28 protein-coding genes and 1 pseudogene are annotated in these 22,524 nt (G+C 38.7%); 19 read left to right on the top strand and 10 right to left on the bottom strand.

What is annotated here, in order from left to right:
• Positions 1-20: 20 nt before the first annotated feature.
• Positions 21-449, bottom strand: a complete 429-nt coding sequence (locus tag KI369_RS06765; protein ID WP_212955481.1) for a GNAT family N-acetyltransferase — start codon at positions 447-449, stop codon at positions 21-23.
• A 148-nt stretch (positions 450-597) separates the two neighbouring features.
• On the opposite strand from KI369_RS06765, the gene KI369_RS06760 reads away from it, so the two are divergent.
• Positions 598-1,236 (top strand): vrrB protein, encoded by a 639-nt coding sequence (locus KI369_RS06760; protein WP_212955480.1) that lies wholly within the window; start codon positions 598-600, stop codon positions 1,234-1,236.
• 44 nt (positions 1,237-1,280) lie between these two features.
• Here KI369_RS06760 and KI369_RS06755 read toward each other — a convergent pair whose 3' ends face one another.
• From KI369_RS06755 to KI369_RS06735, 5 genes are all read right to left on the bottom strand, one after another.
• Positions 1,281-1,703, bottom strand: coding sequence for a pyrophosphohydrolase domain-containing protein (locus KI369_RS06755; protein WP_071724576.1), 423 nt, complete (start codon positions 1,701-1,703; stop codon positions 1,281-1,283).
• Between the two features lie 184 nt (positions 1,704-1,887).
• The gene (locus KI369_RS06750) at positions 1,888-2,073 is read right to left on the bottom strand and encodes a hypothetical protein (protein WP_000038782.1); all 186 of its coding nucleotides are present in this window, start codon (positions 2,071-2,073) and stop codon (positions 1,888-1,890) included.
• Positions 2,074-2,163: 90 nt separating this feature from the next.
• On the bottom strand, positions 2,164-3,249 hold the full coding sequence (gene gerHC / locus KI369_RS06745; RefSeq protein ID WP_212955479.1) for a Ger(x)C family spore germination protein: 1,086 nt from the start codon (positions 3,247-3,249) through the stop codon (positions 2,164-2,166).
• The gene (locus KI369_RS06740) at positions 3,219-4,319 is read right to left on the bottom strand and encodes a spore germination protein (protein WP_212955478.1); all 1,101 of its coding nucleotides are present in this window, start codon (positions 4,317-4,319) and stop codon (positions 3,219-3,221) included. Before KI369_RS06740 ends, gerHC begins: the two co-directional genes overlap by 31 nt.
• A 16-nt stretch (positions 4,320-4,335) precedes the next feature.
• A complete protein-coding gene (locus tag KI369_RS06735) occupies positions 4,336-6,426 on the bottom strand; it encodes a spore germination protein (RefSeq protein ID WP_212955477.1) in 2,091 nt (696 codons plus the stop codon).
• Positions 6,427-6,578: 152 nt separating this feature from the next.
• Here KI369_RS06735 and KI369_RS06730 point away from each other — a divergent pair, with 152 nt between their 5' ends.
• On the top strand, positions 6,579-7,703 hold the full coding sequence (locus KI369_RS06730; RefSeq protein ID WP_212955476.1) for a homoserine O-acetyltransferase family protein: 1,125 nt from the start codon (positions 6,579-6,581) through the stop codon (positions 7,701-7,703).
• A gap of 49 nt (positions 7,704-7,752) precedes the next feature.
• Here KI369_RS06730 and KI369_RS06725 read toward each other — a convergent pair whose 3' ends face one another.
• The gene (locus KI369_RS06725) at positions 7,753-7,935 is read right to left on the bottom strand and encodes a hypothetical protein (protein WP_016085879.1); all 183 of its coding nucleotides are present in this window, start codon (positions 7,933-7,935) and stop codon (positions 7,753-7,755) included.
• 198 nt (positions 7,936-8,133) lie between these two features.
• On the opposite strand from KI369_RS06725, the gene KI369_RS06720 reads away from it, so the two are divergent.
• The 6 genes from KI369_RS06720 to KI369_RS06695 all read left to right on the top strand — a co-directional run bounded on the left by KI369_RS06720 (position 8,134) and on the right by KI369_RS06695 (position 14,306).
• Positions 8,134-8,439, top strand: coding sequence for a rhodanese-like domain-containing protein (locus tag KI369_RS06720; protein ID WP_000141210.1), 306 nt, complete (start codon positions 8,134-8,136; stop codon positions 8,437-8,439).
• 77 nt (positions 8,440-8,516) lie between these two features.
• Positions 8,517-8,741, top strand: a complete 225-nt coding sequence (locus KI369_RS06715; protein WP_212955475.1) for a spore germination protein — start codon at positions 8,517-8,519, stop codon at positions 8,739-8,741.
• Positions 8,742-8,761: 20 nt separating this feature from the next.
• Positions 8,762-9,085 carry a hypothetical protein gene (locus KI369_RS06710; protein ID WP_212955474.1) on the top strand — a complete coding sequence of 108 codons (324 nt, stop codon included), beginning with the start codon at positions 8,762-8,764 and terminating at the stop codon, positions 9,083-9,085.
• 118 nt (positions 9,086-9,203) lie between these two features.
• Positions 9,204-12,089, top strand: coding sequence for a BclA-related collagen-like exosporium protein (locus KI369_RS06705; RefSeq protein ID WP_212955473.1), 2,886 nt, complete (start codon positions 9,204-9,206; stop codon positions 12,087-12,089).
• Between the two features lie 173 nt (positions 12,090-12,262).
• On the top strand, positions 12,263-13,276 hold the full coding sequence (gene moaA / locus KI369_RS06700; protein ID WP_212955472.1) for a GTP 3',8-cyclase MoaA: 1,014 nt from the start codon (positions 12,263-12,265) through the stop codon (positions 13,274-13,276).
• Between the two features lie 16 nt (positions 13,277-13,292).
• Positions 13,293-14,306, top strand: coding sequence for a molybdopterin-synthase adenylyltransferase MoeB (locus KI369_RS06695; protein ID WP_212955471.1), 1,014 nt, complete (start codon positions 13,293-13,295; stop codon positions 14,304-14,306).
• A 38-nt stretch (positions 14,307-14,344) separates the two neighbouring features.
• On the opposite strand, the gene moaC is transcribed toward KI369_RS06695, so the two are convergent.
• Positions 14,345-14,830, bottom strand: coding sequence for a cyclic pyranopterin monophosphate synthase MoaC (gene moaC / locus KI369_RS06690; protein WP_000094141.1), 486 nt, complete (start codon positions 14,828-14,830; stop codon positions 14,345-14,347).
• A gap of 83 nt (positions 14,831-14,913) precedes the next feature.
• Here moaC and moeA point away from each other — a divergent pair, with 83 nt between their 5' ends.
• From moeA to KI369_RS06655, 7 genes are all read left to right on the top strand, one after another.
• The gene (moeA, locus tag KI369_RS06685; RefSeq protein WP_212955470.1) at positions 14,914-16,203 is read left to right on the top strand and encodes a molybdopterin molybdotransferase MoeA; all 1,290 of its coding nucleotides are present in this window, start codon (positions 14,914-14,916) and stop codon (positions 16,201-16,203) included.
• Positions 16,173-16,688 carry a molybdopterin-guanine dinucleotide biosynthesis protein B gene (gene mobB, locus KI369_RS06680; RefSeq protein ID WP_212955469.1) on the top strand — a complete coding sequence of 172 codons (516 nt, stop codon included), beginning with the start codon at positions 16,173-16,175 and terminating at the stop codon, positions 16,686-16,688. The genes moeA and mobB overlap by 31 nt, the downstream gene beginning before the upstream one ends.
• A complete protein-coding gene (moaE, locus tag KI369_RS06675; protein ID WP_212955468.1) occupies positions 16,685-17,149 on the top strand; it encodes a molybdenum cofactor biosynthesis protein MoaE in 465 nt (154 codons plus the stop codon). The genes mobB and moaE overlap by 4 nt, the downstream gene beginning before the upstream one ends.
• 2 nt (positions 17,150-17,151) lie before the next feature.
• The gene (moaD, locus tag KI369_RS06670) at positions 17,152-17,385 is read left to right on the top strand and encodes a molybdopterin converting factor subunit 1 (RefSeq protein WP_212955467.1); all 234 of its coding nucleotides are present in this window, start codon (positions 17,152-17,154) and stop codon (positions 17,383-17,385) included.
• Positions 17,386-17,477: 92 nt separating this feature from the next.
• Complete coding sequence (locus tag KI369_RS06665) at positions 17,478-17,897, top strand: DUF3888 domain-containing protein (protein ID WP_212955466.1); 420 nt, start codon at positions 17,478-17,480, stop codon at positions 17,895-17,897.
• A 36-nt stretch (positions 17,898-17,933) separates the two neighbouring features.
• Positions 17,934-18,791 (top strand): RhaT/GlcU family sugar-proton symporter, encoded by an 858-nt coding sequence (gene glcU / locus KI369_RS06660; RefSeq protein ID WP_212955465.1) that lies wholly within the window; start codon positions 17,934-17,936, stop codon positions 18,789-18,791.
• A 13-nt stretch (positions 18,792-18,804) separates the two neighbouring features.
• Entirely contained in the window at positions 18,805-19,590 is a 786-nt protein-coding gene (locus tag KI369_RS06655; protein ID WP_212955464.1) for a glucose 1-dehydrogenase, read from the top strand.
• A 73-nt stretch (positions 19,591-19,663) separates the two neighbouring features.
• On the opposite strand, the gene KI369_RS06650 is transcribed toward KI369_RS06655, so the two are convergent.
• Positions 19,664-20,158 (bottom strand): CarD family transcriptional regulator, encoded by a 495-nt coding sequence (locus tag KI369_RS06650; protein ID WP_001998466.1) that lies wholly within the window; start codon positions 20,156-20,158, stop codon positions 19,664-19,666.
• A gap of 255 nt (positions 20,159-20,413) precedes the next feature.
• Here KI369_RS06650 and KI369_RS06645 point away from each other — a divergent pair, with 255 nt between their 5' ends.
• Positions 20,414-20,650 (top strand): DUF2553 family protein, encoded by a 237-nt coding sequence (locus KI369_RS06645; RefSeq protein WP_000533797.1) that lies wholly within the window; start codon positions 20,414-20,416, stop codon positions 20,648-20,650.
• A gap of 1 nt (position 20,651) precedes the next feature.
• Positions 20,652-20,834 carry a sporulation protein Cse60 gene (locus tag KI369_RS06640; protein ID WP_000621751.1) on the top strand — a complete coding sequence of 61 codons (183 nt, stop codon included), beginning with the start codon at positions 20,652-20,654 and terminating at the stop codon, positions 20,832-20,834.
• A 34-nt stretch (positions 20,835-20,868) separates the two neighbouring features.
• Here the strand turns inward: KI369_RS06640 and KI369_RS06635 are convergent, their stop codons facing one another.
• The gene (locus tag KI369_RS06635; RefSeq protein WP_212955463.1) at positions 20,869-21,096 is read right to left on the bottom strand and encodes a DUF3973 domain-containing protein; all 228 of its coding nucleotides are present in this window, start codon (positions 21,094-21,096) and stop codon (positions 20,869-20,871) included.
• 453 nt (positions 21,097-21,549) lie between these two features.
• On the opposite strand from KI369_RS06635, the pseudogene KI369_RS06630 reads away from it, so the two are divergent.
• Together KI369_RS06630 and KI369_RS06625 are read left to right on the top strand one after the other, a co-directional pair.
• Positions 21,550-21,972 (top strand): annotated as a pseudogene (locus KI369_RS06630) (IS607 family transposase); the annotation flags it as partial.
• A partial coding sequence (locus tag KI369_RS06625; RefSeq protein WP_212955462.1) for an RNA-guided endonuclease InsQ/TnpB family protein occupies positions 21,969-22,524 on the top strand: 556 nt, incomplete at its 3' end. The pseudogene KI369_RS06630 and the gene KI369_RS06625, both read left to right, overlap by 4 nt.

Below are 22,524 nucleotides of genomic sequence, written 5' to 3'. Positions count from 1 at the left end.
AAGTAAAAAGCTCAGAGCATTTATGCTCTGAGCTTTTTTGTGTAGAAAATAATTTCAGGATCTCCTTCATCTAAATTTTCAACTATTCCACTACGTACAAATCCATTCGTATTAAAAACGGCTTGCATACTTTCATTCGATTCGTTCGTCGAAGAAAAGATTTTTTGAGTAGGAGAATGACTTAACATATATGAGAGTAACGAGCTTGCATAGCCGTGCCTTCTTTTCGCTGGCGAAACAATGATTAATGAGAGGAAAGTACAATCAAAGAAATTTGTATCGTATGTTAGAAAAACGGAAATAGAATTATCTTCTTTTACAATGACGCATCTGCCTTCATAAATAGTGTGCTTAATATAATCTCGCCTACTATCGTTTCCGATTACATCAATATCTATATGTAAGATTGAATCTAAATCATCAATAGAAGCCTTTGTTACGCTTTTCAATAGAAATACCTCCTAAAAAATATTCAGATAATTAATTTTAGCATGAAAGAAGAAAAAGGAGCGGAATTCTAATACAGACAAACACCTATTTTTCTATAGGAAATATGATAAAAAAGGTAGGCTAAATTGAGTAGAAGAGGTGAAAGGAATGAAAGGGATGGACAATAATGCACCGCATGGCTTCTTCGGAGGTGGGTCGGATAGTTATGAACATATGATGTTAATGGGAGGAGCTGGCCAACAAGGATACGGTGGAATTCCGAGCTGGATGGGTGGAGCAGCAGGAGGATTTCCAACATCGGTAGCTGGTATGCAAACTGGAATGCCTACATCAATGGGGGGCTTTTCGACAGCAGGCGCTGGAATGCCTACAGTAACAGGAGGATTTCCAACATCAGTAGCTGGCGTACAGACAGGAATTCCAGTAGGAGTACCAACTACATTTCCTTCTTTCGTTGGAGGAGTGCAGACAGGATTTCCGGTACCGGGAGTAGGTGTTGTAGCAGGTGAAGTAGGTGGGTATCCGCAAGTTGTTCACGGTCATCACCACCATCAAGGTCACCATGGCCATCATGGACACCATCATCACCAAGGCCACCAAGGTCACCACGGTCATCAAGGTCAGCACGGCCATCAAGGTCAACAGCACCAGCAATATCAGCAATATCAACAACAGCAACAGTCTTCTCCTTGGGCAGGTGGAATTGGAGCGGGAGCAGCAGGAGCAGCGGCAGGAGCGGCTAGCATTAGTGGAGCAGCAGGACACGCGGGACACGTGGGTCATTAATGAATTGCAGAAAAAAAGACATAATAAAAAACTGCTAGGAAATCCTAGCAGTTTTTTTCAGCTTCTTGGCGCTGACGTTCGATTTCAGCACGAAGTTGTGGTTCTGGTGCTTGCCAGCCTTCTGGTTTTAGAATTTTTCCGTCGCCTTCACGGAATCGAGGCTTTCCATCAGGGAATAATTTTGCCATGTTTGCGTTATTTACAATTTCGAATCCTTTATCTGGACGTACGCCCATTTCGGCAAACGTTCCGAATGCAAAGTAAATAAGGTCAATCAGTGCATCATATTGATCTTCAACAGTTGTTGCTTCTAGAAATTCTTCTAGCTCTTCTTGCATAAAACTTGCACGGATTTTTGCACGTTCTTCTGCTAATTTCGTTGGGGTATTTGTCACAGGGTGTCCGAACTCTTCATGCATTTTTGCAACAAGTTCGTACCCTTTATCTAAACCTTTTTCGTTTGTCATGTTGTTTCATCCTTTCTCGCTTTGTGCCGAATCTCATTGTAACATAAGGTGATTATGAAATGAAAAGGGACTGTTCGAAAGTTGCATTTTTTAGTTAAGGTAGGGGTATATCGACTAAACGACAAAACATAACCCGTTAATAAAAGAAAGCCATCCCGGAATACTTTTGGGACGGCCCTGCTCGTTATTTTTCTTCTTTTATTAAAATGGATAAAATAAGATCGATGCCAAACATACCAACGAGCAACATTGGTATAACGACAAGTAAATAACGTGTAAAGGAAACATTTTTTAAGTATGTATGAGCAAATAAAAAGACGCCGAGAAATAAAATACCATTTAAAATAGGCTTTACTAATTTTTTAGACATAAGCTCCCCCATAAATATCTTCTCTCTCTATCTAAAATAAAAACTCCTCTTTCCGTTGTATCATGCTGGAGAGAGGAGTTCAATCATTTCTCATTCAATCACACCAGAATTTGTAATGTTTACGGTGTATTTTATAGTGACGGGGACATCTTTGTACATCTGTCTCCACTCTTCTAACTGGAATGGGCGATAATGTTGTTTATATTTAGTCCCTAGTCCGAGAGGATCGACGCCTAAAGATTTAAACTGCTTAATTAATTTAGCGGCTTGTATATTTAATTGTTTTTGGACATTTTTTTCAATGTTTTTTGAGTTCTTGTTATTTTCTAAGTTAATTTGTTTCGATAGTTCTTGAATGCGTGCCTCAAGATGAACGTGAATGAAGAAAGAAGGCTTTCCATTTTTAATCTTTATATCGTAAGTTGGAACAGAACGGATATTATTAATCATTACGTATGCAGAATCCGTTTTAAATTCATGTGAATCTAATTTATGTTTTTCTAATAGTCCTTTAAATATGAACATATCTTTTTCCGCAATTTTACCGATATATTTATCCTTTTTAAAAAGACCAATTCCGGTGATTTTTATTTTATCGCCATGTTTCTTTAAAATTGGAATATAGTAGTCTTGCCCTTCTTGATAATAACGGAATGCTCCTACATGCAGATTATCCGTTGGTAAAGGACCAGTTTCCATGTTATGCTCTAACAATTTTTTTATATAAATTGCAACGTTGTATGAAGTCGAATATTTCCCTTTTAAGAGTTCAGTACCATTACCTTCAAGTAAAGCAACATATAAAGCGTTTCCTATGTTCACATCTCGAAGTAATGTATCGAATGAAGTAGACATTCCTTTTTTTGCAAGTCGTATAGTATATAGAGCAACACGCATTTGTCCGCTAGCAAATGGTTGAGAAGATTCTAAAGATGTGTCTGCTTTTACTTGTTTTACCGCATTTGCGGTGCCTTCAAAAACTTGAACTTTATTTCCTTTTTTCTGAATCGGACAAACGAATGTTACTTTTACTTTATTATCTTTTGCTGTATCAAAAACGGTTCCTTGAATCAGCTGTACATCGTCGATAATATTTTTTTGTAAACATCCAGTTAGACTGAAGAATGTTATACAAGAAATAAGTATTAATTTGCTTGTGTTTTTGATTTTTTCCATTTTCTTTTCACCCACACAATAATAAATAGGATTGGGATGTATACATAAATGAGCCAAAAACTACCTTTTGATGCATTACTAATAAAATTATTAATATCATGTCTGTTTGTTAAAAGCTGTGAAACAATGAGAGTGATAAAGATAAAAGCGATTAAAACACCTCTTTGTTTTACACGGAATATTTCATGTGTTGCTCTCGTTGCTGCCCACAAGGGAAGGATAAAACTTGTAATAATAACAAGTGCATAGCCTGAGATTGCAATATATTCGAGTCTTTCTATAAATGGTAATTGAATGACTTGAGTCATAGAAAGCTGTGCCCATATTGTTTTTAACAATTGCTTCTCACTAAAAAATGTAAATGCTAAAAGGGTACTAAATATATATAGAAGGTTTGAAAATAATGCTCCGTATTGAGCGTATTTATGAGACTGCATAGGTTTTTTTACAAACGGATAAACCATGAGATAAACCTCAAAACCGGTCATACTGTAGTTTGACAGTTGAGCGGATTTTAAAATATCTGAAAAAGAATGTGTGAATATAGGGAGTACATTATCCCAATGCGAGTATTTCAAAACAAATAGGCTCAGAAATAAATACCCAATTGTACCACCAACAGAGATAACACAAATGCCAGTAATGACACGAAAACCAGAAGAAATAATGTAGTAGCTAACTAAGCATAAAAAGAGTGTTAACATCCACGTGGAAGCAGTTGGAAACATCCATACTTGAATAATTTCAACATACGTTCGAATAACCGAAATACTGACGATTAAAAAATAAGCTGCAAAGATGATATTAAAGACATTCCCTATCCATTTTCCAAACGTTTGCCTTTGTAAATCAATTAAATTTCCATTTGTTTCTTTTAATGAAAAATACATCATCCATATAAGAATATGGATACAGAGTCCTGTGATTAGAACGCCTATCCAGCCGTCGTATCCAGCGGCCTTGGCAGTAATTCGAGCGAAGCCAAGAACACCAGCTCCAAACTGTGCACCGTGAATTAAGAAGAAAGCAAAGACAGGAGATATTTGATATTTTTCTTGAACTTTACTCATCAATGCACCTCATTCCTTAATCATCGAAGTCTGATCTATGTTTTGTTGAAATTCCTTTTGCTGATTTTTTTACATGTTGTGGCCTTGCTTGTACATCTCTTGTATCAATCATTGTTAAGGGAAAGCGAATCCAAGAATCTTTAACAGATTGTTGTCTTGTTGGATAAAACAAAGCGTACGGCTTACGTAAGGAAGTGAGTCTAAATAGATGAGTAAATAAAAAGATAAACCCAAGAGAAATCCCGAAAAGTCCTCCTATTTCTGCAAATATGAGAAACGGGAAGCGTAGTAATCGAACCGCATTACCCATTTTATAAATAGGTGTAATAAAGGAAGCGAGTGCTGATAAAGCAACGATAATTAATAAAATGTTACTCGTTAAACCAGCTTGTACAGATGCTTGTCCGATTACGATACCGCCTACAATACCGAGCGTTTGACCAACTTTCATCGGTAACCTCGCACCAGCTTCTCTCAATAAGTCGATTGCGAGTTCTAAAAAGAGTGCTTCAATTAAAGGTGGGAAGGGTACTTGTGCCCTTGATAAAATTAAAGTTTCAAGTAAATCACTCGGAATCAGTTCATAATGATAATTTAAAACTGCAACATATAACGGTGTAGCACAGATTGAAAATAGAACGGCGATTAATCTTAAAATCCTTGAAAATGTAGCGTATAGCCAAGAGACATTATAGTCTTCTGGTGAAATGAAAAAATCGAAATAGGATACAGGTGTTAGTAAAACACTTGGAGAACCATCCACAAAAATGGCGATTTTCCCATCAATGAGTGCTTTTGTAACTCTATCAGTGCGTTCTGTATTGATATAGAGAGGGAAAATCGACTTTTCTCCCATCAATTCTTGTATATAGGCACTATCATTAATTTGATCATATTCAAGAGCACGTAAAGACTCCTCTAGAAAATCTACATTATCTTTTTCCGCGAGGTTGTCTAAATACATCATGACAACTTTTGTTTTTGAAAACTCACCGATGATCATTTCTTTTGTTTGTAAATCTAAAACTGGAAGGCGTTTTCGAACTAAATTAATATTTGTATCAATATCCTCTACGAACCCCTCTTGCGGACCAATAACAGTCGATTCGTTTAATGGAGGAGTTGGTGCACGATAATTATCAATTGCAATATTTGCAAGCATACACTTTTGATCTTGTTGATTTACTTGAACAATCGCATGCCCCTTTAAAACCATGTCCTCAATTTTTTGTAAATCGTTCGTAATTGTAATGCCGCTCATTGGAATATGTTCTTTCAGCTCTTCTAGTGATGCGTTAGGTCGTTCTAAAAGAGTAGGCATTAAATACTTTTGCAATTTCTCTCCATCAAGTGAAGGACGATAGTAAGAAATCCAATAAGGCATCGTTTCATCGTCAGATGTATGGTAATTAACAAAATCACTAGACCTTTTGAGCTTCTCTATTAAATCTTGTAGAGAATGAATGCGGTCTTTTTCTGGTTTCGTAAAATCATAAATACTATTATTTCCAGAGTTTTGCTGTTGATTTTGATCTGAGTTATCTTGTTTAGAGTTTTGCTGTTGATTTTGCTCCGAGTTATCCTGTTGAGAACTTTGCTGTTTATCTTGATTCGAGTCGCTTTGCTTAGAATGTTGCTGTTTATCCTGATTCGAGTCGTTTTGCTTAGAACTTTGCTGTTTATCCTGATTTGAATCATCTTGTTGAGAGCTTTGTTGTTTATCCTGATTCGAATTATCTTGCTTAGAGCTTTGTTGTTTATCTTGATTCGAGTCATCTTGTTGAGAACTTTGTTGTTTATCTTGATTCGAGTCGCTTTGCTTAGAATGTTGCTGTTTATCCTGATTCGAGTTGTTTTGCTTAGAATGTTGCTGTTTATCCTGATCTGAGTCGTTTTGCTTAGAATGTTGTTGTTGCTGCTTATCCGTAGAAGAATCTTCGTTTTCTTCTTTTTGTTGCTCGCTATTGTTACCTTTATTATGTTTCATACTTCTAGTCTGTTCTTTGTTATCATCCTCTTGATTACTAGGTTGTTGCTCCGAGTTATCTGTTTCGTTTTTCTCTGTTGTATTTGATTTTTTTTTCTTACGTAGCCAATTCCAAATCATATGTATTCCCTCTTTGATTGTGTAATATAGTGCTATTTTGTGGCTAATTTTGTATATTATTCATTTATTTATGAAAAGAAGAAGGAGTTTGGTTTGCATAGAAAAAAACATGTAGTAAGCAGTTCATACTATAACGGGAAGAAGGAGAGTCTGTGCAAATTGTAAAAAAAGAGAAGTTTATTTTAAAAGAATTTACATTTGGAAATGGTAGGGAAATTCCTGTTCAAATGGGGTATGAGACGTATGGTACTTTAAATAGAGAAAGGTCAAATGCGATTTTGGTTTGTCATTATTTTAGTGCAACTAGTCATGCGGCAGGAAAATATACAGCGCATGATGAAGAGTCTGGTTGGTGGGATGGTTTAATTGGGCCTGGAAAAGCAATTGATACAAATAAATACTTTGTTATATGCACTGATAATATTTGTAATGTGCAGGTAAAGAACCCTTGTGTAATTACAATAGGACCGAAATCAATTGATCCGAAAACTGGAGATGAATATGCGATGGATTTTCCGGTTTTTACATTTCTTGATGTAGCTCGTATGCAATATGAGTTAATAAAAGATATGGGAATCGTAAGGTTACATGCTGTAATGGGGCCGTCAGCCGGCGGGATGATTGCGCAGCAATGGGCTGTTCATTATCCTCATATGGTAGAGCGAATGATTGGTGTTATTACGAATCCGCAAAATCCAATTATTACGTCGGTAAATGTAGCGCAAAATGCAATTGAGGCTATCCGGCTGGATCCAAGTTGGAAGGGGGGGGAATATGGAGAAGAGCAGCCAATGAAGGGGCTTCATTTAGCAAATAGAATGATGTTTATGAACGCGTTTGATGAGCGCTTTTATGAAACAACATTCCCTCGTAATAGTATAGAAGTAGACCCTTATGAAAAGGTTTCTACATTAACGTCATTTGAGAAAGAAATAAATAAAGTGACATATAGAAGTATAGAGTTAGTAGATGCAAATTCGTGGATATACACTGCGAAAGCAGTTTTATTACATGATATTGCGCATGGATTTTCGTCTTTAGAAGAGGCACTGTCTAATATAGAAGCAAATGTACTTATGATTCCGTGTAAACAAGATTTGCTTCAGCCGTCACGTTATAATTATAAAATGGTAGACATGTTGCAAAAACAAGGGAAGTATGCAGAAGTATATGAGATAGAAAGTATAAATGGGCATATGGCGGGAGCATTTGATATTCATTTATTTGAAAAAAAGGTGTATGAATTTTTAAATCGGAAAGTATCTAGTTTTGTGTAGAAAATAAATGGTGTGAAAAAGGTGCAATGTATGTAGTAGGCACCTTTTTTTACATGATTTGTAGACGGAAAATATATGTGGCAATTGCTATACCGAAGAACGCTATACTAAGTAATAAAAATAAGAATGATATTTCTTGTGGCGATTTTATCTTTTTATTATTTTTCATACTAAGAGCAATAATTGCAGCGATTAAGAAAATGATGCCCGTAATGAAAAGAAAAAGTGTCATTTTCATTGGCTCCTTTCATAAAACAAGTATATTGAGGATACAATGCACGAGTTATGTTTGTAAAGAATAAGTTTTGCGGAAAAATTGAGAAATAAATTTCCATTCTTTGCGTTCTTTCTTTCGCATGCTAAAATTGATTAGAAATGATTATTTAAAGAAGAAACTAAAGGTTTTATTGTATATAAGGAGGAACGACATATGACAGAAGTTAAAACAATTACTACAGAAGAAGTGCAAGAACGTTTAGAAAATGGTGAAACGTTATTTTTAGTAGACGTAAGGGAAGATGAAGAAGTAGCAGCAGGGAAAATTCCAGAAGCTGTACATATTAAAATGGGCGATATCCCAAATAAAGTAGATTTCTTTGATAAAGAGAATGAATATATCTTTATTTGTCGTTCGGGAATGCGCAGTGAAAATGTATGTCATTATTTAAATGAGCAAGGATTTAAAACAATGAACATGGTTGGCGGTATGCTTCAATATGAAGGTGAAACGAAATAAGTAGCTTAAAAAACTTGAAACGTGTTTGTTTCAAGTTTTTTTCTTTTGCATACAGTGTACAAAAGGGGGATAGGTAAATGGGGATTAATTTGCGGAAAGTAAAAATTATTAATAATACAGGGGCTGTTAATGTTGGCGATTGTTATGATATCTCACCTTTAGCTGTAGCAAAAATATATGCAGGTGCTGGAGGTTCGAGTGCGGCTATTTTTTTAAATGGGAAAAGACAGTCAGAAGCTTTAATTCGGACATCAGTGTTCCTGCCGCCATTAGCAACGAGTACACGTACATTAGGTTCATAGAGGAAAGGTAGAGTGTTATTATGCCTGCTCATATAAAAGAATTTGTTATTGTGAATAACACTGGTAATATATTTACCGGTGATAATTTGAGTGATACTTCATTTACTGCTACGAAATCGTATAGTGGTTCCATGGGGTGCACTTGGATTGATGTTGTTACAGTAATAGGGACGGAGACAAAGCTTTGTTTACAGCCAGGAGATTCTGTGACGACAACATATACAAGAGGTACTCCTGCTGGTACTGTACCAGGAACAAACATGGGGCAAAGTGTAAATACATCGGGTATAGCGCAAGCTGTCCCAAATACAGATAATTTGGATTCAACTGCTGGACTCCCTTAAGGAATTAAGGGAGTTTTTATTATTTAAAATAAAATAGTCTTGGAGATTATTTTTTTAAATAGATTAAGAAGAAGTAGTTTATGTAGTATGAAAAAGATCGTTTGTAGGTGGTGAAAGTGTGAAAGAGCGTGATAATAAAAGGCAACAACATTCGTTAAACTCTAATTTTCGAATTTCACCAGAACTTATCGGGCCTACTTTCCCTCCTGTTCCAACTGGATTTACGGGTATAGGGATAACTGGCCCAACCGGTCCCCAAGGTCCAACAGGCCCTCAAGGACCAAGAGGGTTACAAGGTCCGATGGGGGAGAGGGGGCCGACAGGGCCTCAAGGAGTACAAGGAATACAAGGGCTAGCTGGACAAATGGGGGCAACAGGACCAGAAGGACAGCAGGGGCCACAAGGATTGAGGGGACCACAGGGAGAAACGGGACCTCAAGGAGTTCAAGGTGTGCAAGGGTTACAAGGTCCCATTGGTCCAACGGGAGCGACTGGAGCACAAGGAATACAGGGCGTACAGGGATTACAAGGTCCAATTGGTGCAACAGGAACTGAGGGACCTCAAGGGATTCAAGGTGTGCAAGGAGTACCTGGAGCAACTGGTCCACAAGGGATACAAGGAGCGCAGGGAATGCAAGGCCCACAAGGACCGAGTGGAAATACGGGGACAACAGGAGCAACTGGTCAAGGTGTTACAGGCCCAACTGGAATAACAGGTCCAACAGGGATAACGGGTCCATCTGGAGGTCCTCCAGGTCCGACGGGGCCAACTGGTGCGACAGGTCCAGGAGGTGGACCGAGTGGGAGTACGGGTGCGACGGGAGCAACAGGAAATACAGGGGCAACAGGAAGTACAGGTGTAACTGGAGCAGCGGGAACTACAGGTCCAACTGGAAGCACAGGCGCGCAGGGTTTGCAAGGAATACAAGGGGTTCAAGGGATAATTGGACCAACGGGTCCAGAAGGTCCGCAAGGTATTCAAGGTATTCCTGGGCCGACGGGAGTAACTGGTTCACAAGGAATCCAAGGTGTTCAGGGAATTCAAGGGATAACAGGGGCAACAGGAGATCAAGGTCCGCAAGGTATACAGGGGGCTATAGGACCTCAAGGGGTAACGGGAGCAACAGGAGATCAAGGTCCACAAGGTATACAAGGAGTACCAGGGTCAACAGGAGAAACGGGACCACAAGGAGTACAAGGAATTCAAGGTCCGATGGGTGAAATAGGACCAACAGGACCAGAAGGCCCAGAAGGACTTCAAGGGCCGCAAGGAATACAAGGGGTGCAAGGACCAGCTGGAGCAACTGGTCCAGAGGGTCCGCAAGGTATACAGGGAATTCAAGGACCGATAGGAGCAACCGGTCCAGAAGGTCCACAAGGTATACAGGGGGCTATAGGACCCCAAGGTGAAACCGGAGCAACGGGAGCCCAAGGAGCAACTGGAATTCAAGGTGTACAAGGGAATATAGGTGCAACGGGTCCAGAAGGGCCGCAAGGTGTTCAAGGTACTCAAGGGGAACTAGGTCCAACAGGTCCAATGGGAGCACAGGGAGTGCAAGGAATTCAAGGAATCCAAGGACCGACGGGAGCGCAAGGAGTGCAGGGGCCACAGGGAATTCAAGGAATCCAAGGTCCAACAGGAGTAACAGGGGATACGGGTGTAACAGGAGCAACAGGGGAAGGAACTACAGGTCCGACAGGAGTAACCGGTCCAACCGGTGTAACGGGTCCTTCTGGAGGACCGGCAGGACCGACTGGTCCAACGGGGCCATCAGGTCCGGCGGGAGTGACAGGTCCATCTGGTGGACCACCTGGACCAACAGGAGCAACTGGGGTGACAGGAGCAACTGGAGATACTGGGGCTACAGGCTCAACAGGAGTGACAGGAGCAATAGGGGAAACGGGAGCAACTGGGGTTACGGGTTTGCAAGGCCCGCAAGGAATTCAAGGAGTGCAAGGGATCCAAGGTCCAACAGGCCCGCAAGGTGTTCAAGGTCCACAAGGGATACAAGGAGTAACTGGGGCGACAGGAGATCAAGGTCCACAGGGGATTCAAGGTCCACAAGGAATTCAAGGACCAACGGGTCCACAAGGAATTCAAGGAGATCAAGGCCCCCAAGGAATCCAAGGTGTGACAGGGGCAACCGGAGCACAAGGTCCGCAGGGAATTCAGGGGATACAAGGTGTGCAAGGTCCGACTGGTCCACAAGGCCCAACCGGAATTCAAGGAGTTCAAGGAGAAATAGGTCCAACCGGTCCGCAAGGCGTGCAAGGATTGCAAGGTCCACAAGGCCCAACAGGGGATACTGGGGCAACCGGAGCACAAGGCCTCCAAGGAATTCAAGGTCCACAAGGCCCGACGGGATCCACTGGGGTAACCGGAGTGACAGGGCCTCAAGGAATTCAAGGTCCCCAAGGAATCCAAGGTCCGACGGGAGTAACAGGTTCACAAGGCCCAACAGGATCCACGGGTCCGACTGGTTCGCAAGGAATTCAAGGTCCAACAGGAGCGACTGGTCCCCAAGGAATCCAAGGCGCACAAGGTTCCCAAGGTCCAACCGGAGCAACTGGGGCGACAGGAACCACCGGAGTTAGTACAACTGCAACGTACTCATTTGCAAATAATACATCAGGAAGTGCTATTTCTGTTTTGTTGGGCGGTACGAATGTACCATTACCAAACAATCAAAATATTGGTCCAGGGATCACTGTTAATGGTACGAATACTGTATTCACAGTTGCGAATGCAGGGAATTATTATATAGCTTATACAATTAATATAACGGCAGCTTTACTCGTAAGTTCACGTATAACTGTAAATGGGGTTCAACTTGCAGGAACCGTTAATTCACCAGCAGTAGCTACAGGTTCGTTTAATGCGACAATCATTGCTAATTTGCCTGCTGGCGCAACTGTTAGCTTGCAATTATTTGGATTACTTGCAGTGGCTACATTATCGACGACAACGCCAGGAGCTACTCTAACGATTATTAGATTAAGTTAATAAGAAGAAAACCTTGGGGCTTTTATGCTTCAAGGTTTTTTATCTCCTTATTTGTATATAGTCTCATTGATTAGGAAAGTTTTACTTTATTCACATGAGCAAAAACATCGCAGTTCGAAAATATATTATAATAGAATGAAAAGAAAGAAATTTGGCAGAAAGGGAGGGTGGCGATGCAGGAGATGGTTACAGATTTTTTTGGACGCCCACTTCAAGATTTGCGCATATCTGTCATTGATCGTTGCAATTTTAGATGTACATATTGTATGCCAGCGGAAGTGTTTGGGCCAGATTATGCTTTTTTGAAAGATGAGTTTTTACTGACGTTTGATGAAATTGAGCGTTTGGCAAAACTATTTGTTAGCATCGGTGTACGAAAAATTAGACTTACTGGTGGCGAGCCGCTGCTTCGTAAAGATTTAACAAAGCTTATTGCACGTCTCGTGAAAATTGATGGGTTAATAGATATAGGGTTAACGACAAATGCGATTCATTTAACAAAACAAGCAAAAGCATTAAAAGAAGCTGGATTACATAGAGTAAATGTTAGTTTAGATGCAATAGATGACGATGTATTTAAGGATATTAATGGTCGAAATATTAATACGAAACCTGTTATAAAGGGAATTATGGCTGCAAAAGAGGCCGGGCTTGATGTAAAGGTAAATATGGTTGTGAAAAAAGGGATGAACGACCATCAAGTACTTCCGATGGCTGCTTATTTTAAAGAGCAAGGAATCACGCTGAGGTTTATTGAGTTTATGGATGTTGGTAGTACAAATGGATGGAACTTTGATCAAGTCGTTACAAAGCGAAAGTTAATTGAGATGATTCATAGCGTGTATCCGCTTGAGCCAGCTGAAGCGCATTATTTTGGTGAAGTTGCGAAGCGATATCGTTACGTTGGAACAAACGTCGAAGTCGGTTTTATTACTTCTGTTTCAGAGTCATTTTGTTCCTCCTGTACGAGAGCGAGAATCTCGGCAGATGGAAAGTTTTATACTTGCTTATTTGCGACTGAAGGACTCGATATAAGGGAACTTCTTAGAGGGAATCTTTCGGACGATGAGTTAGTAAGTGTTATACAAGATGTATGGATGAATAGAAAAGATAGGTATTCGGATGAACGGACAGAAGAAAGTGCAAAAAATCGTCCGAAAATTGAAATGTCTTATATAGGAGGATAAGAAAGGGGGCTATCGTATGCAGGAGCGATATTCAAGACAAATATTATTTCCTGGTGTTGGAGAAGAAGGGCAGCGAAAAATAAAAGAGAAGCATGTGCTTATTATCGGCGCTGGTGCTCTTGGTGCGGCGAATGCGGAAGCAATTGTTAGAGCAGGTGTCGGAAAAGTAACGATTGCGGATCGTGATTATGTAGAATGGAGCAATTTACAAAGGCAACAATTATATACGGAAGAAGATGCAAAGCAGTATAAACCGAAGGCTATAGCGGCAGCAGAACATTTAAAAGCAATTAATTCTGAGGTGAAAATAAATCCGGTTGTGACCGATGTAACTGTGCAAGAAATGGAAGAACTAGTGAATGATGTAGATTTAATATTAGATGCGACAGATAATTTTGAAACGCGTCTTCTTATTAATGATATTTCACAAAAGTATAATGTTCCATGGATATATGGTGGATGCGTTGGAAGTTACGGCGTTACGTATACAATTTTACCAGGGAAAACACCGTGTTTCCGCTGTTTAATGGAGCATCCGGCGAGCGGAGCAACATGTGATACAGCCGGTATTATACAGCCAGCGGTGCAATTAGTAGTTGCGCATCAAATAACGGAAGCATTGAAAATATTAGTAGAAGACTATGGGGCGCTTCGTGAAACGATGTTATCGTTTGATCTTTGGAATAATCAACAGATGGCATTTAAAGTGAATAGACAGAAAAAAGACACGTGTTTATCTTGCGGAAGATTACGTACATACCCGAGTTTAACGTTTGAAGCACAAACAAAAACAGAAGTGTTATGTGGGCGAAATACAGTACAAATTCGTCCAGGTGTGCGGAATGAATTTAATTTAGAAGAAATTAAAAAGCGCTTACAAAGAAGTGTGGATGTAAAAGCTACTCCGTATTTAGTATCGTTTCTGGTAGATGAATTTCGTTTTGTTTTATTTACAGATGGTAGGGCGTTTATTCATGGGACGAATGATATAAATGTGGCAAAACGTTTATATGCAAGATATATAGGTTGAACCTAAAGGGAAACCCTTTAGGTTCAACAGGGAGAAGATTAAGACTTTCTCGTATAATCTCCACTTTTTCCACCTGTTTTTTCAAGTAAGTATGTTTCGCCAATGATCATACCTTTATCAACAGCTTTACACATATCATACACAGTAAGAGCGGTAGCGGAAGCAGCTGTTAAAGCTTCCATTTCAACACCGGTGCTACCTTCTGTTTTAACTTTTACTTCAATAAGTAATCGATATTGTTCATCGGATTGTTTCCAATCGAAAGAAACGTCAACACCTTTTAATAATAAAGGATGGCACATTGGGATAATATCAGAAGTGCGTTTCGCAGCCATAATACCTGCGATTTGTGCAACTGCTAATACGTCACCTTTCCCGATTTCATTGTGAGAGATTTTATCGTAAATTTCTTTTGTAACGACAATGCTAGAGCATGCAATTGCTGTTCGAACGGTTGCTTTTTTGTCGCTTATATCAACCATCTTCGCGCGTCCTTGGTCATTAAAGTGTGTGAATGAAGACATGGAATTCCTCCTTGAAGTAATTTCTATTTAATATATAAAGTTTAATCGAGATAAAAAAAATTGCAAATATGAGGTGAGAAACGATGGTAGAAAAACGAATTCCGGTTCAAGTTGCCGAGGCTGTAGAGAGGGTAATGGAATATGCCAAGAATGGTGAAGTAGAAGAGGTTTCTATTACGGAAAGTTACGGGAGAATTCTTGGGGAGGATGTTGTCTCTGATCATGACGTTCCTCACTTTGATCGTTCTCCTTACGATGGTTTCGCGATTCGAGCAGAAGATACGAAAGAAGCAAATCAAGAGAATTCAGTTGCATTTGAAGTAATAGGAGAAATCGGGGCGGGATCTGTTTTTTTAGATGAAGTAGGGTCTTTTAAAGCGGTTCGTATTATGACAGGGGCAGCTATTCCAGTGGATTGTAATGCTGTCGTAATGCTAGAACTGACGGAAGGTTTTGAGCAGAACGGAAAAACATATATGAAGTTAAAGCGTCCTTTTAGTAGTGGTGACAATGTGTCATTTAAAGGAGAAGATATAAAACAAAATCAAGTTCTCGTTAAGAAAGGTACTGTAATCAATCCAGGTGTTGCTGCCTTATTAGCGACGTTTGGATATAGTACTGTGAAGGTTGTAAAACAGCCTGTTATTGGTATTGTGACGACAGGAAGTGAATTATTAGAAGTACATGAGTCGTTAGAGCCGGGGAAAATTAGAAATAGTAACTCTTATATGATTGCCGCTCAAATTGTGAAAGCCGGTGGGAAAGTTCGGTATTATGGCCAACTTGCCGACGAGTTAGATGCCTGTTTTACAGCTGTTCAATCAGCGATGGATGAAGTTGACATTTTAATTACGACAGGCGGTGTGTCGGTAGGAGATTATGATTACTTGCCGGCTATTTATGAAAGATTACAAGCGCATGTACTCTTTAATAAAATAGCGATGAGGCCAGGAAGTGTAACGACAGTAGCTGAAGTTGATGGAAAGTTACTTTTCGGTTTATCAGGAAATCCTTCAGCTTGTTATGTAGGCTTTGAATTATTTGTGCATCCAATTATAAAAACATATTTGTATGCGAAGGAACCTCACGTATATAGAGCAGATGCTATTTTACAAAAAGATTTTCCGAAGCCAAATCCGTTTACTCGTTTTGTAAGAGCAAACGTTACAATCGTGGACGGGGCATTACAAGCGATGCCGGTCGGTTTAGATAAATCGAGTGCGGTATCTTCACTTGCAGATGCGAATGCTTTTATTGTATTGCCTGGAGGAACGAGAGGGTTTGAGGCAGGAATGAAAGTATCTGTATTATTGTTAGAGCACGCTGAGGGATGTGATTGGCCATGGGCAAAGCCCCTTCAATCTTACAAATAGTAGGGTATCAAAATAGCGGGAAAACAACACTTGTGGAGAAATTTGTGTGTGCATTAGCTGAACGAAAAGTAAAAGTTGCCACAATTAAACATCACGGGCACGGAGGTTTTCCAGAAGTAGCACAAAAAGATAGTGAAAGGCACCGAAAGGCTGGTGCTATCGTTAGTAGTGTAGAAGGCGCTGGATTACTTTCACTGTCGTCATTAAGAGAGGAATGGTCCTTGCAAGACATTATTCGCTTATATGAGTTTTTTGAAGTGGATACAATTTTAATTGAGGGTTATAAAAAAGAGAGCTATCCGAAAGTAGTGTTACTTCGTTCTGCGGAGGACGTTGAACTTTTACATAAAGTAGAAAATATAGTAGCAGTTATTACGTGGCATGATGCTCCCGCAAACTTACGAGAAGAATATAAAGTATTTCATATAACAGAAGAAGAGTTGTATATAGACTGGTTTTTACAAACGGTTAGGAGTATAAAATGATAAATACGTATTATGAAGTAATTGATACAGAAATCTCGATTGAAGAGGTAGCTGAGAAGGTTATTCGCCGCGAATGCGGTGCTGTTACAACATTTATTGGAACGGTTAGAGAGTTTACGAAAGGGCGTCGTACATTATACTTAGAATACGTCGCTTATAAAACGATGGCAGAAAAGATGCTAGAGAAAATTGGTTCAGAAGTGAAAGAGAAGTGGCCAGGTACATACGTTGCAATTACACATCGCATCGGTACACTGCAAATTTCTGATATCGCGGTTGTTGTTGCGGTTTCAACGCCGCATCGTAAAGCGGCTTATGAGGCGAATGAATATATTATGGAACGCATAAAACAAATTGTTCCGATTTGGAAAAAGGAGTTTTGGGAAGATGGGGATTCATGGATTGGTGATCAATTAGAAAAAAAGCCATATCCGGCAGGAGAGCCTGGGAAGGAGCTATAAGCATGATTCGAGTATTGTTATTTGCGTACTTGCAAGAGGAAGCGGGAACAAGTGAATTACAAATAGAGAAAGAAAATATTACGGTTGCAGAGTTAAAAGATGTTGTTGCCAGAGAATATAATGTACCAGTTTCAGCACCAATTATGGTTGCGATTAATGAAGAATATGCAAATGAAGAGGACACAATTCAATCTGGTGATGTTGTTGCACTAATCCCACCAGTGAGCGGTGGTTAATATTGGATTTATGAAAACGGCTTTCCTACATAGGGAAGTCGTTTTTTTATGGCAGTTTTGCGAACACTAACGTATAGAACAAGGAGGGTGTTATGAAAAAAATATGTGTAGTTATTACAATCCTATGTGCGGTTTTTTTCTCTACTCCAATTGATTCTTTAGCGAAAGAATCAAGGGAACAGCTCTTAGAGAGTGCATTATCGAATAGATATTATTCGGTTATTAGACAAGTGACAGAAGATCAATATGAATGTGCTTCCGTTATAAATATAAAGCGTCTCGGCAAGAATGGTGAGTTCGTTCCTAGATTTGAAATTACGCTACAATTTCTTACGTTCCAAGGTGCACATAATCCGCCGAATGATAAAGTTACACTTACTTTGGAAGATCATTTAGATCACGTAAAGATAAAGAAGGTGGAGCGAGAAAAGAATGTTTCTGGTGCTATTGCAGAAAAAGTTTGTGAACGAGAAAGAGAAAAAATAAAAGCTCACTCTAATGATTCAGAGTGATAACTTATAACATTTAGTAAAGAAAGGTAATGAGCGATGGACATACTTTTAGCGATTTTACCGGCTCTATTTTGGGGAAGTATTGTGCTATTTAACGTGAAACTGGGCGGGGGACCGTATAGTCAAACACTCGGTACAACGTTTGGTGCACTCATTTTCTCGATTGTTGTTTATATTTTTATGAAGCCAGCATTAACTCCTACTGTTATAGGAGTTGGAATTGTGTCAGGTTTATTTTGGGCGCTTGGGCAGGCGAATCAATTAAAAAGTATTGATTTAATGGGTGTTTCGAGAACGATGCCTATTTCAACAGGACTTCAATTAGTTGCGACGACTTTATTCGGAGTCATCGTATTTCATGAGTGGTCCACGACAATATCAGTCATCCTTGGCGTATTGGCTCTCGTTTGTATTATTATCGGTGTTATTTTAACATCACTTCAAAGTGAAGAAGAAAAGAGTGCAGAGCAGGCGGGGAATTTTAAAAAAGGCATTATTATTTTATTGATTTCAACAGTTGGTTATTTAGTTTACGTAGTGGTCATTAGACTATTTAACGTAGATGGTTGGTCAGCTTTACTACCACAAGCAGTCGGTATGGTGTTAGGGGGCATTTTGCTTACGTTTAAACATCATCCATTTAATAAATATGCAATACGAAATATTATTCCAGGATTAATTTGGGCAGCTGGAAATATGTTTTTATTCATTTCGCAGCCACGTGTCGGAGTGGCAACAAGTTTTTCGCTATCACAAATGGGAATTATTATTTCAACGCTTGGTGGGATTCTTATATTAGGTGAAAAGAAAACGAAACGTCAATTAACGGGTATTGTCGTCGGTATCGTTTTTATTATCGCGGCGGGAATTATGTTAGGTATCGCAAAAAGTTAAAGGAGGTATGGAAATGTATAGTGATTTAGCAGGGAAAGTAGTCGTTATTACAGGATCAGCAACTGGTCTTGGAAGAGCGATGGGAGTGAGATTTGCTAAGGAGAAAGCAAAAGTAGTGATTAACTATCGCTCAAGAGAGTCAGAAGCGCATGATGTATTGGAAGAAATTAAGAAAGTAGGCGGAGAAGCGATTGCTGTAAAAGGTGATGTGACGGTTGAGTCTGATGTTGTGAACCTCATTCAATCTGCTGTGAAAGAATTTGGTACGCTCGACGTTATGATTAATAATGCAGGGATAGAAAATGCAGTACCATCCCATGAAATGCCACTTGAAGATTGGAATAAAGTAATCAATACAAATTTAACAGGTGCTTTCTTAGGAAGTAGAGAAGCGATTAAATATTTCGTAGAACACGACATTAAAGGATCTATCATTAATATGTCGAGTGTTCACGAGAAAATTCCGTGGCCACTATTCGTGCACTATGCGGCGAGTAAAGGTGGCATTAAACTCATGACGGAAACGTTAGCGCTAGAATACGCATCAAAGGGCATTCGCGTAAATAATATTGGACCAGGTGCAATAAATACGCCCATTAATGCTGAAAAGTTTGCTGATCCAAAGCAGCGTGCTGACGTAGAAAGTATGATACCAATGGGTTACATCGGAAAGCCGGAAGAAATTGCAGCTGTTGCAACGTGGCTCGCTTCATCAGAGGCGAGTTACGTAACTGGAATTACGTTATTTGCAGATGGTGGAATGACGTTATATCCATCGTTTCAAGCTGGGCGTGGGTAATAAAAAAAGGACGAAGAGATCATGCTCTTCGTCCTTTTTTTACAAAAAAAAATAGCGGCTAGCTATTTTAAATTTAATGATTAATTGTATCTTGAAGATATTCTGTCGCTTGATGTTCAGAAACATTTTGTACGAGTGCAACCTCGCTAATCATCATTTTTCGTGCATTATCTAGCATTTGTTTTTCGCTTGCATTTAAAGCTCTCTCTTTATTACGGCGAAGTAAATCACGAACAACTTCTGCACTATCTTGTAGATTGCCGTTTTTCATTTTTTCCATATTCATTGTATATCTTTGTTTCCAGGAAAGTGATGTGTCTGATTCCCCGTTTTGAAATTCAAGAAGTATATCATCTAACGTACCTTTATCTACGATATAACGAATACCTGATTTTTGTAATTGATCCATAGGAAGCATTACTTGCATATCTTTACTAATGATACGTATCACACAGTATTGACGTATAGTTCCTAATATTTCTTTCTCTTCAATGGCTTCGATGACTCCTGCGCCGTTCATTGGATAAACGATTTTATCACCAATTTGAAACAAATCATCCACCTCCATATGTGGTAACCATCTTTAATGATAACATAAGTGAATAAAAATGTCAAATTTTATATAATACCATAATAATTATATTTGAGTCAATAAGTAAAAGCTCTTTTTTTTATATATTTTTTTGCTCTTACTTATCTATGATTTTTTTAGAAAAATAGTACAGTTGAAGAAGGAAGGCATATCCACTTATTTTTAAGCATAAAATGTAAAATCGCTAATAAAATATACCTAAATCCGTTCTTTGCAAAGGAGGGAGAGAAGGTGGGGCGCACAATAAAAATTGATATTACAAATAAAGTTGTAGCTAAATTTAGACCAGATTGTTTGGAATTATATACGAGTAAATTTATGATAGGTAAGTTTTATGTCTATACTGAAGGTAAACAATATGTGTTAGAAGACGGATATATATATGAAGACGGAAAATTTTATCGCATCATAGATACGCACCGTGGCAATAATCAAGCGGCGGAGGGCTGCGATCTAGGATGGTGTTAACATGATTCGTGTGAAAGTATTTGATGAAAGTCACGAGAAAGACTTAGAAGACGCTGTAAATGTTTTTTTGAAAAAGATTGATGATAGTAACTTTGTAGATATTAAGTATCAAGTCGGTGTTTCCATTAACGATGACGAAAACCAAATTTATTGTTTTTCAGCAATGATCGTTTATAAAGCATAAAAAGGAGCTGGATGACCCAGCTCTTTTTTATGTTTTATGTTGGGACAACATATGTCGGTAATACGTTCATAATAGATTGGGATGTGCCTAATTTCTTCGTTGTTAAAAGAGGCTCCCCTGTCTCATGATTTTGGGCATCTGTACACATACCAAGGTGATAACGATCCCCTAAAAATGGATCAATATAAAAACCGTTTTTGAATACTTTATCATTCGGATGTTTTTCATGGTGAATGTCAGAGCAGTTAATGCAATAGAACATAGCCTTCATCTCCTTTTTGTTTTTGTTTGAAAAAAGTGAGGCGGTAGTCATTTCGCTCCTAAGGAAATGTTGAGGAGGAGAGAAATAACTACCTACTCAAATGGTGGGCATATTCCTTCTGATTTTCATATCACGCGTAGTGTCTCTGAGGGAAGGAGGAGAGACGGAACACGCATGATATACGTAAGGCTCTTCTTTCAAGATGAATGATGGAGTTTCATGTTGAGAGAAGTTTTTATTTTTTGTTGCCTTTGTGAGTATATTATGAAGGAATGCTGAGAGGGTGTTTGTCCTGTTGAAAAAATGTTGAGAATTTCTCAACAGTAAAAAAGAATGAGCGTTGACATGAAACTAAAAGGTGTTATATTATCAAAGTATAACCAAAAGGTGTTATATTTGATTTCCGAATAAAGGAGAATGAAACAGTAAACAAAAACATAGACAAAAGTAGGCAAAGTAGTTATTTACACAAGAGTATCAAATTCAGGTCAGAAAGATGATTTAGAAAATCAGGTTGAGTTTTTAAAAACATTTGCAAATGCACGAGGAATGATTGTAGATGAAGTTATCAAAGATATTGGTAGCGGATTAAACTACAAAAGAAAACAGTGGAATAAGCTGATTGACAGTTGTATGGAAAGAAATATTTCGACGATCATCATTGCACACAAAGATAGATTTGTACGTTTTGGATATGATTGGTTTGAAGAGTTTCTTCGTAAAATGGGAGTGGAAATTATGATTGTTAACAATGAAAAATTATCTCCTCAAGAAGAACTTGTTCAGGGTTTAATATCTATCATTCATGTATTTAGCTGTAGCATATATGGGTTGAGAAAATACAAAAAGAAAATCTCGGAAGATGAAGACCTATGAAAAGAGCATATTTAATAGAAATCAAACCGACAACTGAACAAGTTAGTAAAATCCGTCAAACTATTGGGGTGTGTCGATATGTATATAACCTGTATATCTCTAAAAATAAAGAGGCATATGAGTCGGAGGGGAGATTTCTTAGTGGCTATGACTTTTCTAAATGGCTAAACAACATTCATACAAAAGAGTGTGACCAGTGGATTAAAGAAGTGTCGAGCAAAGCGGTAAAACAAGCGATTATGAATGGAGATAAAGCTTTTAAGCGATTTTTTAAAGGTTTATCTCAGTTTCCACGATATAAAAAAAAGAGGAAGCAAGATGTGAAGTGCTACTTTCCGAAAAACAACAAAACAGATTGGACAGTAGAAAGACATAGAGTAAAAATCCCCACAATTGGTTGGACAAGGTTAAAAGAATATGGGTATATCCCTAAAAATGCAACTATAAAGAGTGGAACAGTATATCAAAGAGCAGGAAGATATTTTGTATCTGTACTTTGCGAATTGGAAGAAATGGCAACAAAGTTAGTACTCAATAAAATAGGTCTAGGGA

Source organism: Bacillus sanguinis (assembly GCF_018332475.1).
Taxonomy (GTDB): domain Bacteria; phylum Bacillota; class Bacilli; order Bacillales; family Bacillaceae_G; genus Bacillus_A; species Bacillus_A sanguinis.
The sequence above is the reverse complement of the archived record's forward strand: the minus strand, read 5'-3'. Positions and strand labels throughout refer to the sequence as shown.

Coding starts and splice junctions, on each gene's coding strand:
- KI369_RS06650 (WP_001998466.1), bottom strand. CDS start 20,158: ATGGAGGTGGATGATTTGTTTCAAATTGGTGATAAAATCGTTTATCCA.
- KI369_RS06755 (WP_071724576.1), bottom strand. CDS start 1,703: ATGACAAACGAAAAAGGTTTAGATAAAGGGTACGAACTTGTTGCAAAA.
- moaA (WP_212955472.1), top strand. CDS start 12,263: ATGCAGGAGATGGTTACAGATTTTTTTGGACGCCCACTTCAAGATTTG.
- moeA (WP_212955470.1), top strand. CDS start 14,914: ATGGTAGAAAAACGAATTCCGGTTCAAGTTGCCGAGGCTGTAGAGAGG.
- KI369_RS06635 (WP_212955463.1), bottom strand. CDS start 21,096: ATGTTCTATTGCATTAACTGCTCTGACATTCACCATGAAAAACATCCG.
- KI369_RS06735 (WP_212955477.1), bottom strand. CDS start 6,426: ATGATTTGGAATTGGCTACGTAAGAAAAAAAAATCAAATACAACAGAG.
- gerHC (WP_212955479.1), bottom strand. CDS start 3,249: ATGGAAAAAATCAAAAACACAAGCAAATTAATACTTATTTCTTGTATA.
- moaC (WP_000094141.1), bottom strand. CDS start 14,830: ATGTCTTCATTCACACACTTTAATGACCAAGGACGCGCGAAGATGGTT.
- KI369_RS06710 (WP_212955474.1), top strand. CDS start 8,762: ATGCCTGCTCATATAAAAGAATTTGTTATTGTGAATAACACTGGTAAT.
- KI369_RS06750 (WP_000038782.1), bottom strand. CDS start 2,073: ATGTCTAAAAAATTAGTAAAGCCTATTTTAAATGGTATTTTATTTCTC.
- KI369_RS06740 (WP_212955478.1), bottom strand. CDS start 4,319: ATGAGTAAAGTTCAAGAAAAATATCAAATATCTCCTGTCTTTGCTTTC.
- KI369_RS06760 (WP_212955480.1), top strand. CDS start 598: ATGAAAGGGATGGACAATAATGCACCGCATGGCTTCTTCGGAGGTGGG.
- KI369_RS06715 (WP_212955475.1), top strand. CDS start 8,517: ATGGGGATTAATTTGCGGAAAGTAAAAATTATTAATAATACAGGGGCT.
- KI369_RS06725 (WP_016085879.1), bottom strand. CDS start 7,935: ATGACACTTTTTCTTTTCATTACGGGCATCATTTTCTTAATCGCTGCA.
- KI369_RS06640 (WP_000621751.1), top strand. CDS start 20,652: ATGATTCGTGTGAAAGTATTTGATGAAAGTCACGAGAAAGACTTAGAA.
- moaE (WP_212955468.1), top strand. CDS start 16,685: ATGATAAATACGTATTATGAAGTAATTGATACAGAAATCTCGATTGAA.
- glcU (WP_212955465.1), top strand. CDS start 17,934: ATGGACATACTTTTAGCGATTTTACCGGCTCTATTTTGGGGAAGTATT.
- KI369_RS06695 (WP_212955471.1), top strand. CDS start 13,293: ATGCAGGAGCGATATTCAAGACAAATATTATTTCCTGGTGTTGGAGAA.
- mobB (WP_212955469.1), top strand. CDS start 16,173: ATGGGCAAAGCCCCTTCAATCTTACAAATAGTAGGGTATCAAAATAGC.
- KI369_RS06720 (WP_000141210.1), top strand. CDS start 8,134: ATGACAGAAGTTAAAACAATTACTACAGAAGAAGTGCAAGAACGTTTA.
- KI369_RS06665 (WP_212955466.1), top strand. CDS start 17,478: ATGAAAAAAATATGTGTAGTTATTACAATCCTATGTGCGGTTTTTTTC.
- moaD (WP_212955467.1), top strand. CDS start 17,152: ATGATTCGAGTATTGTTATTTGCGTACTTGCAAGAGGAAGCGGGAACA.
- KI369_RS06655 (WP_212955464.1), top strand. CDS start 18,805: ATGTATAGTGATTTAGCAGGGAAAGTAGTCGTTATTACAGGATCAGCA.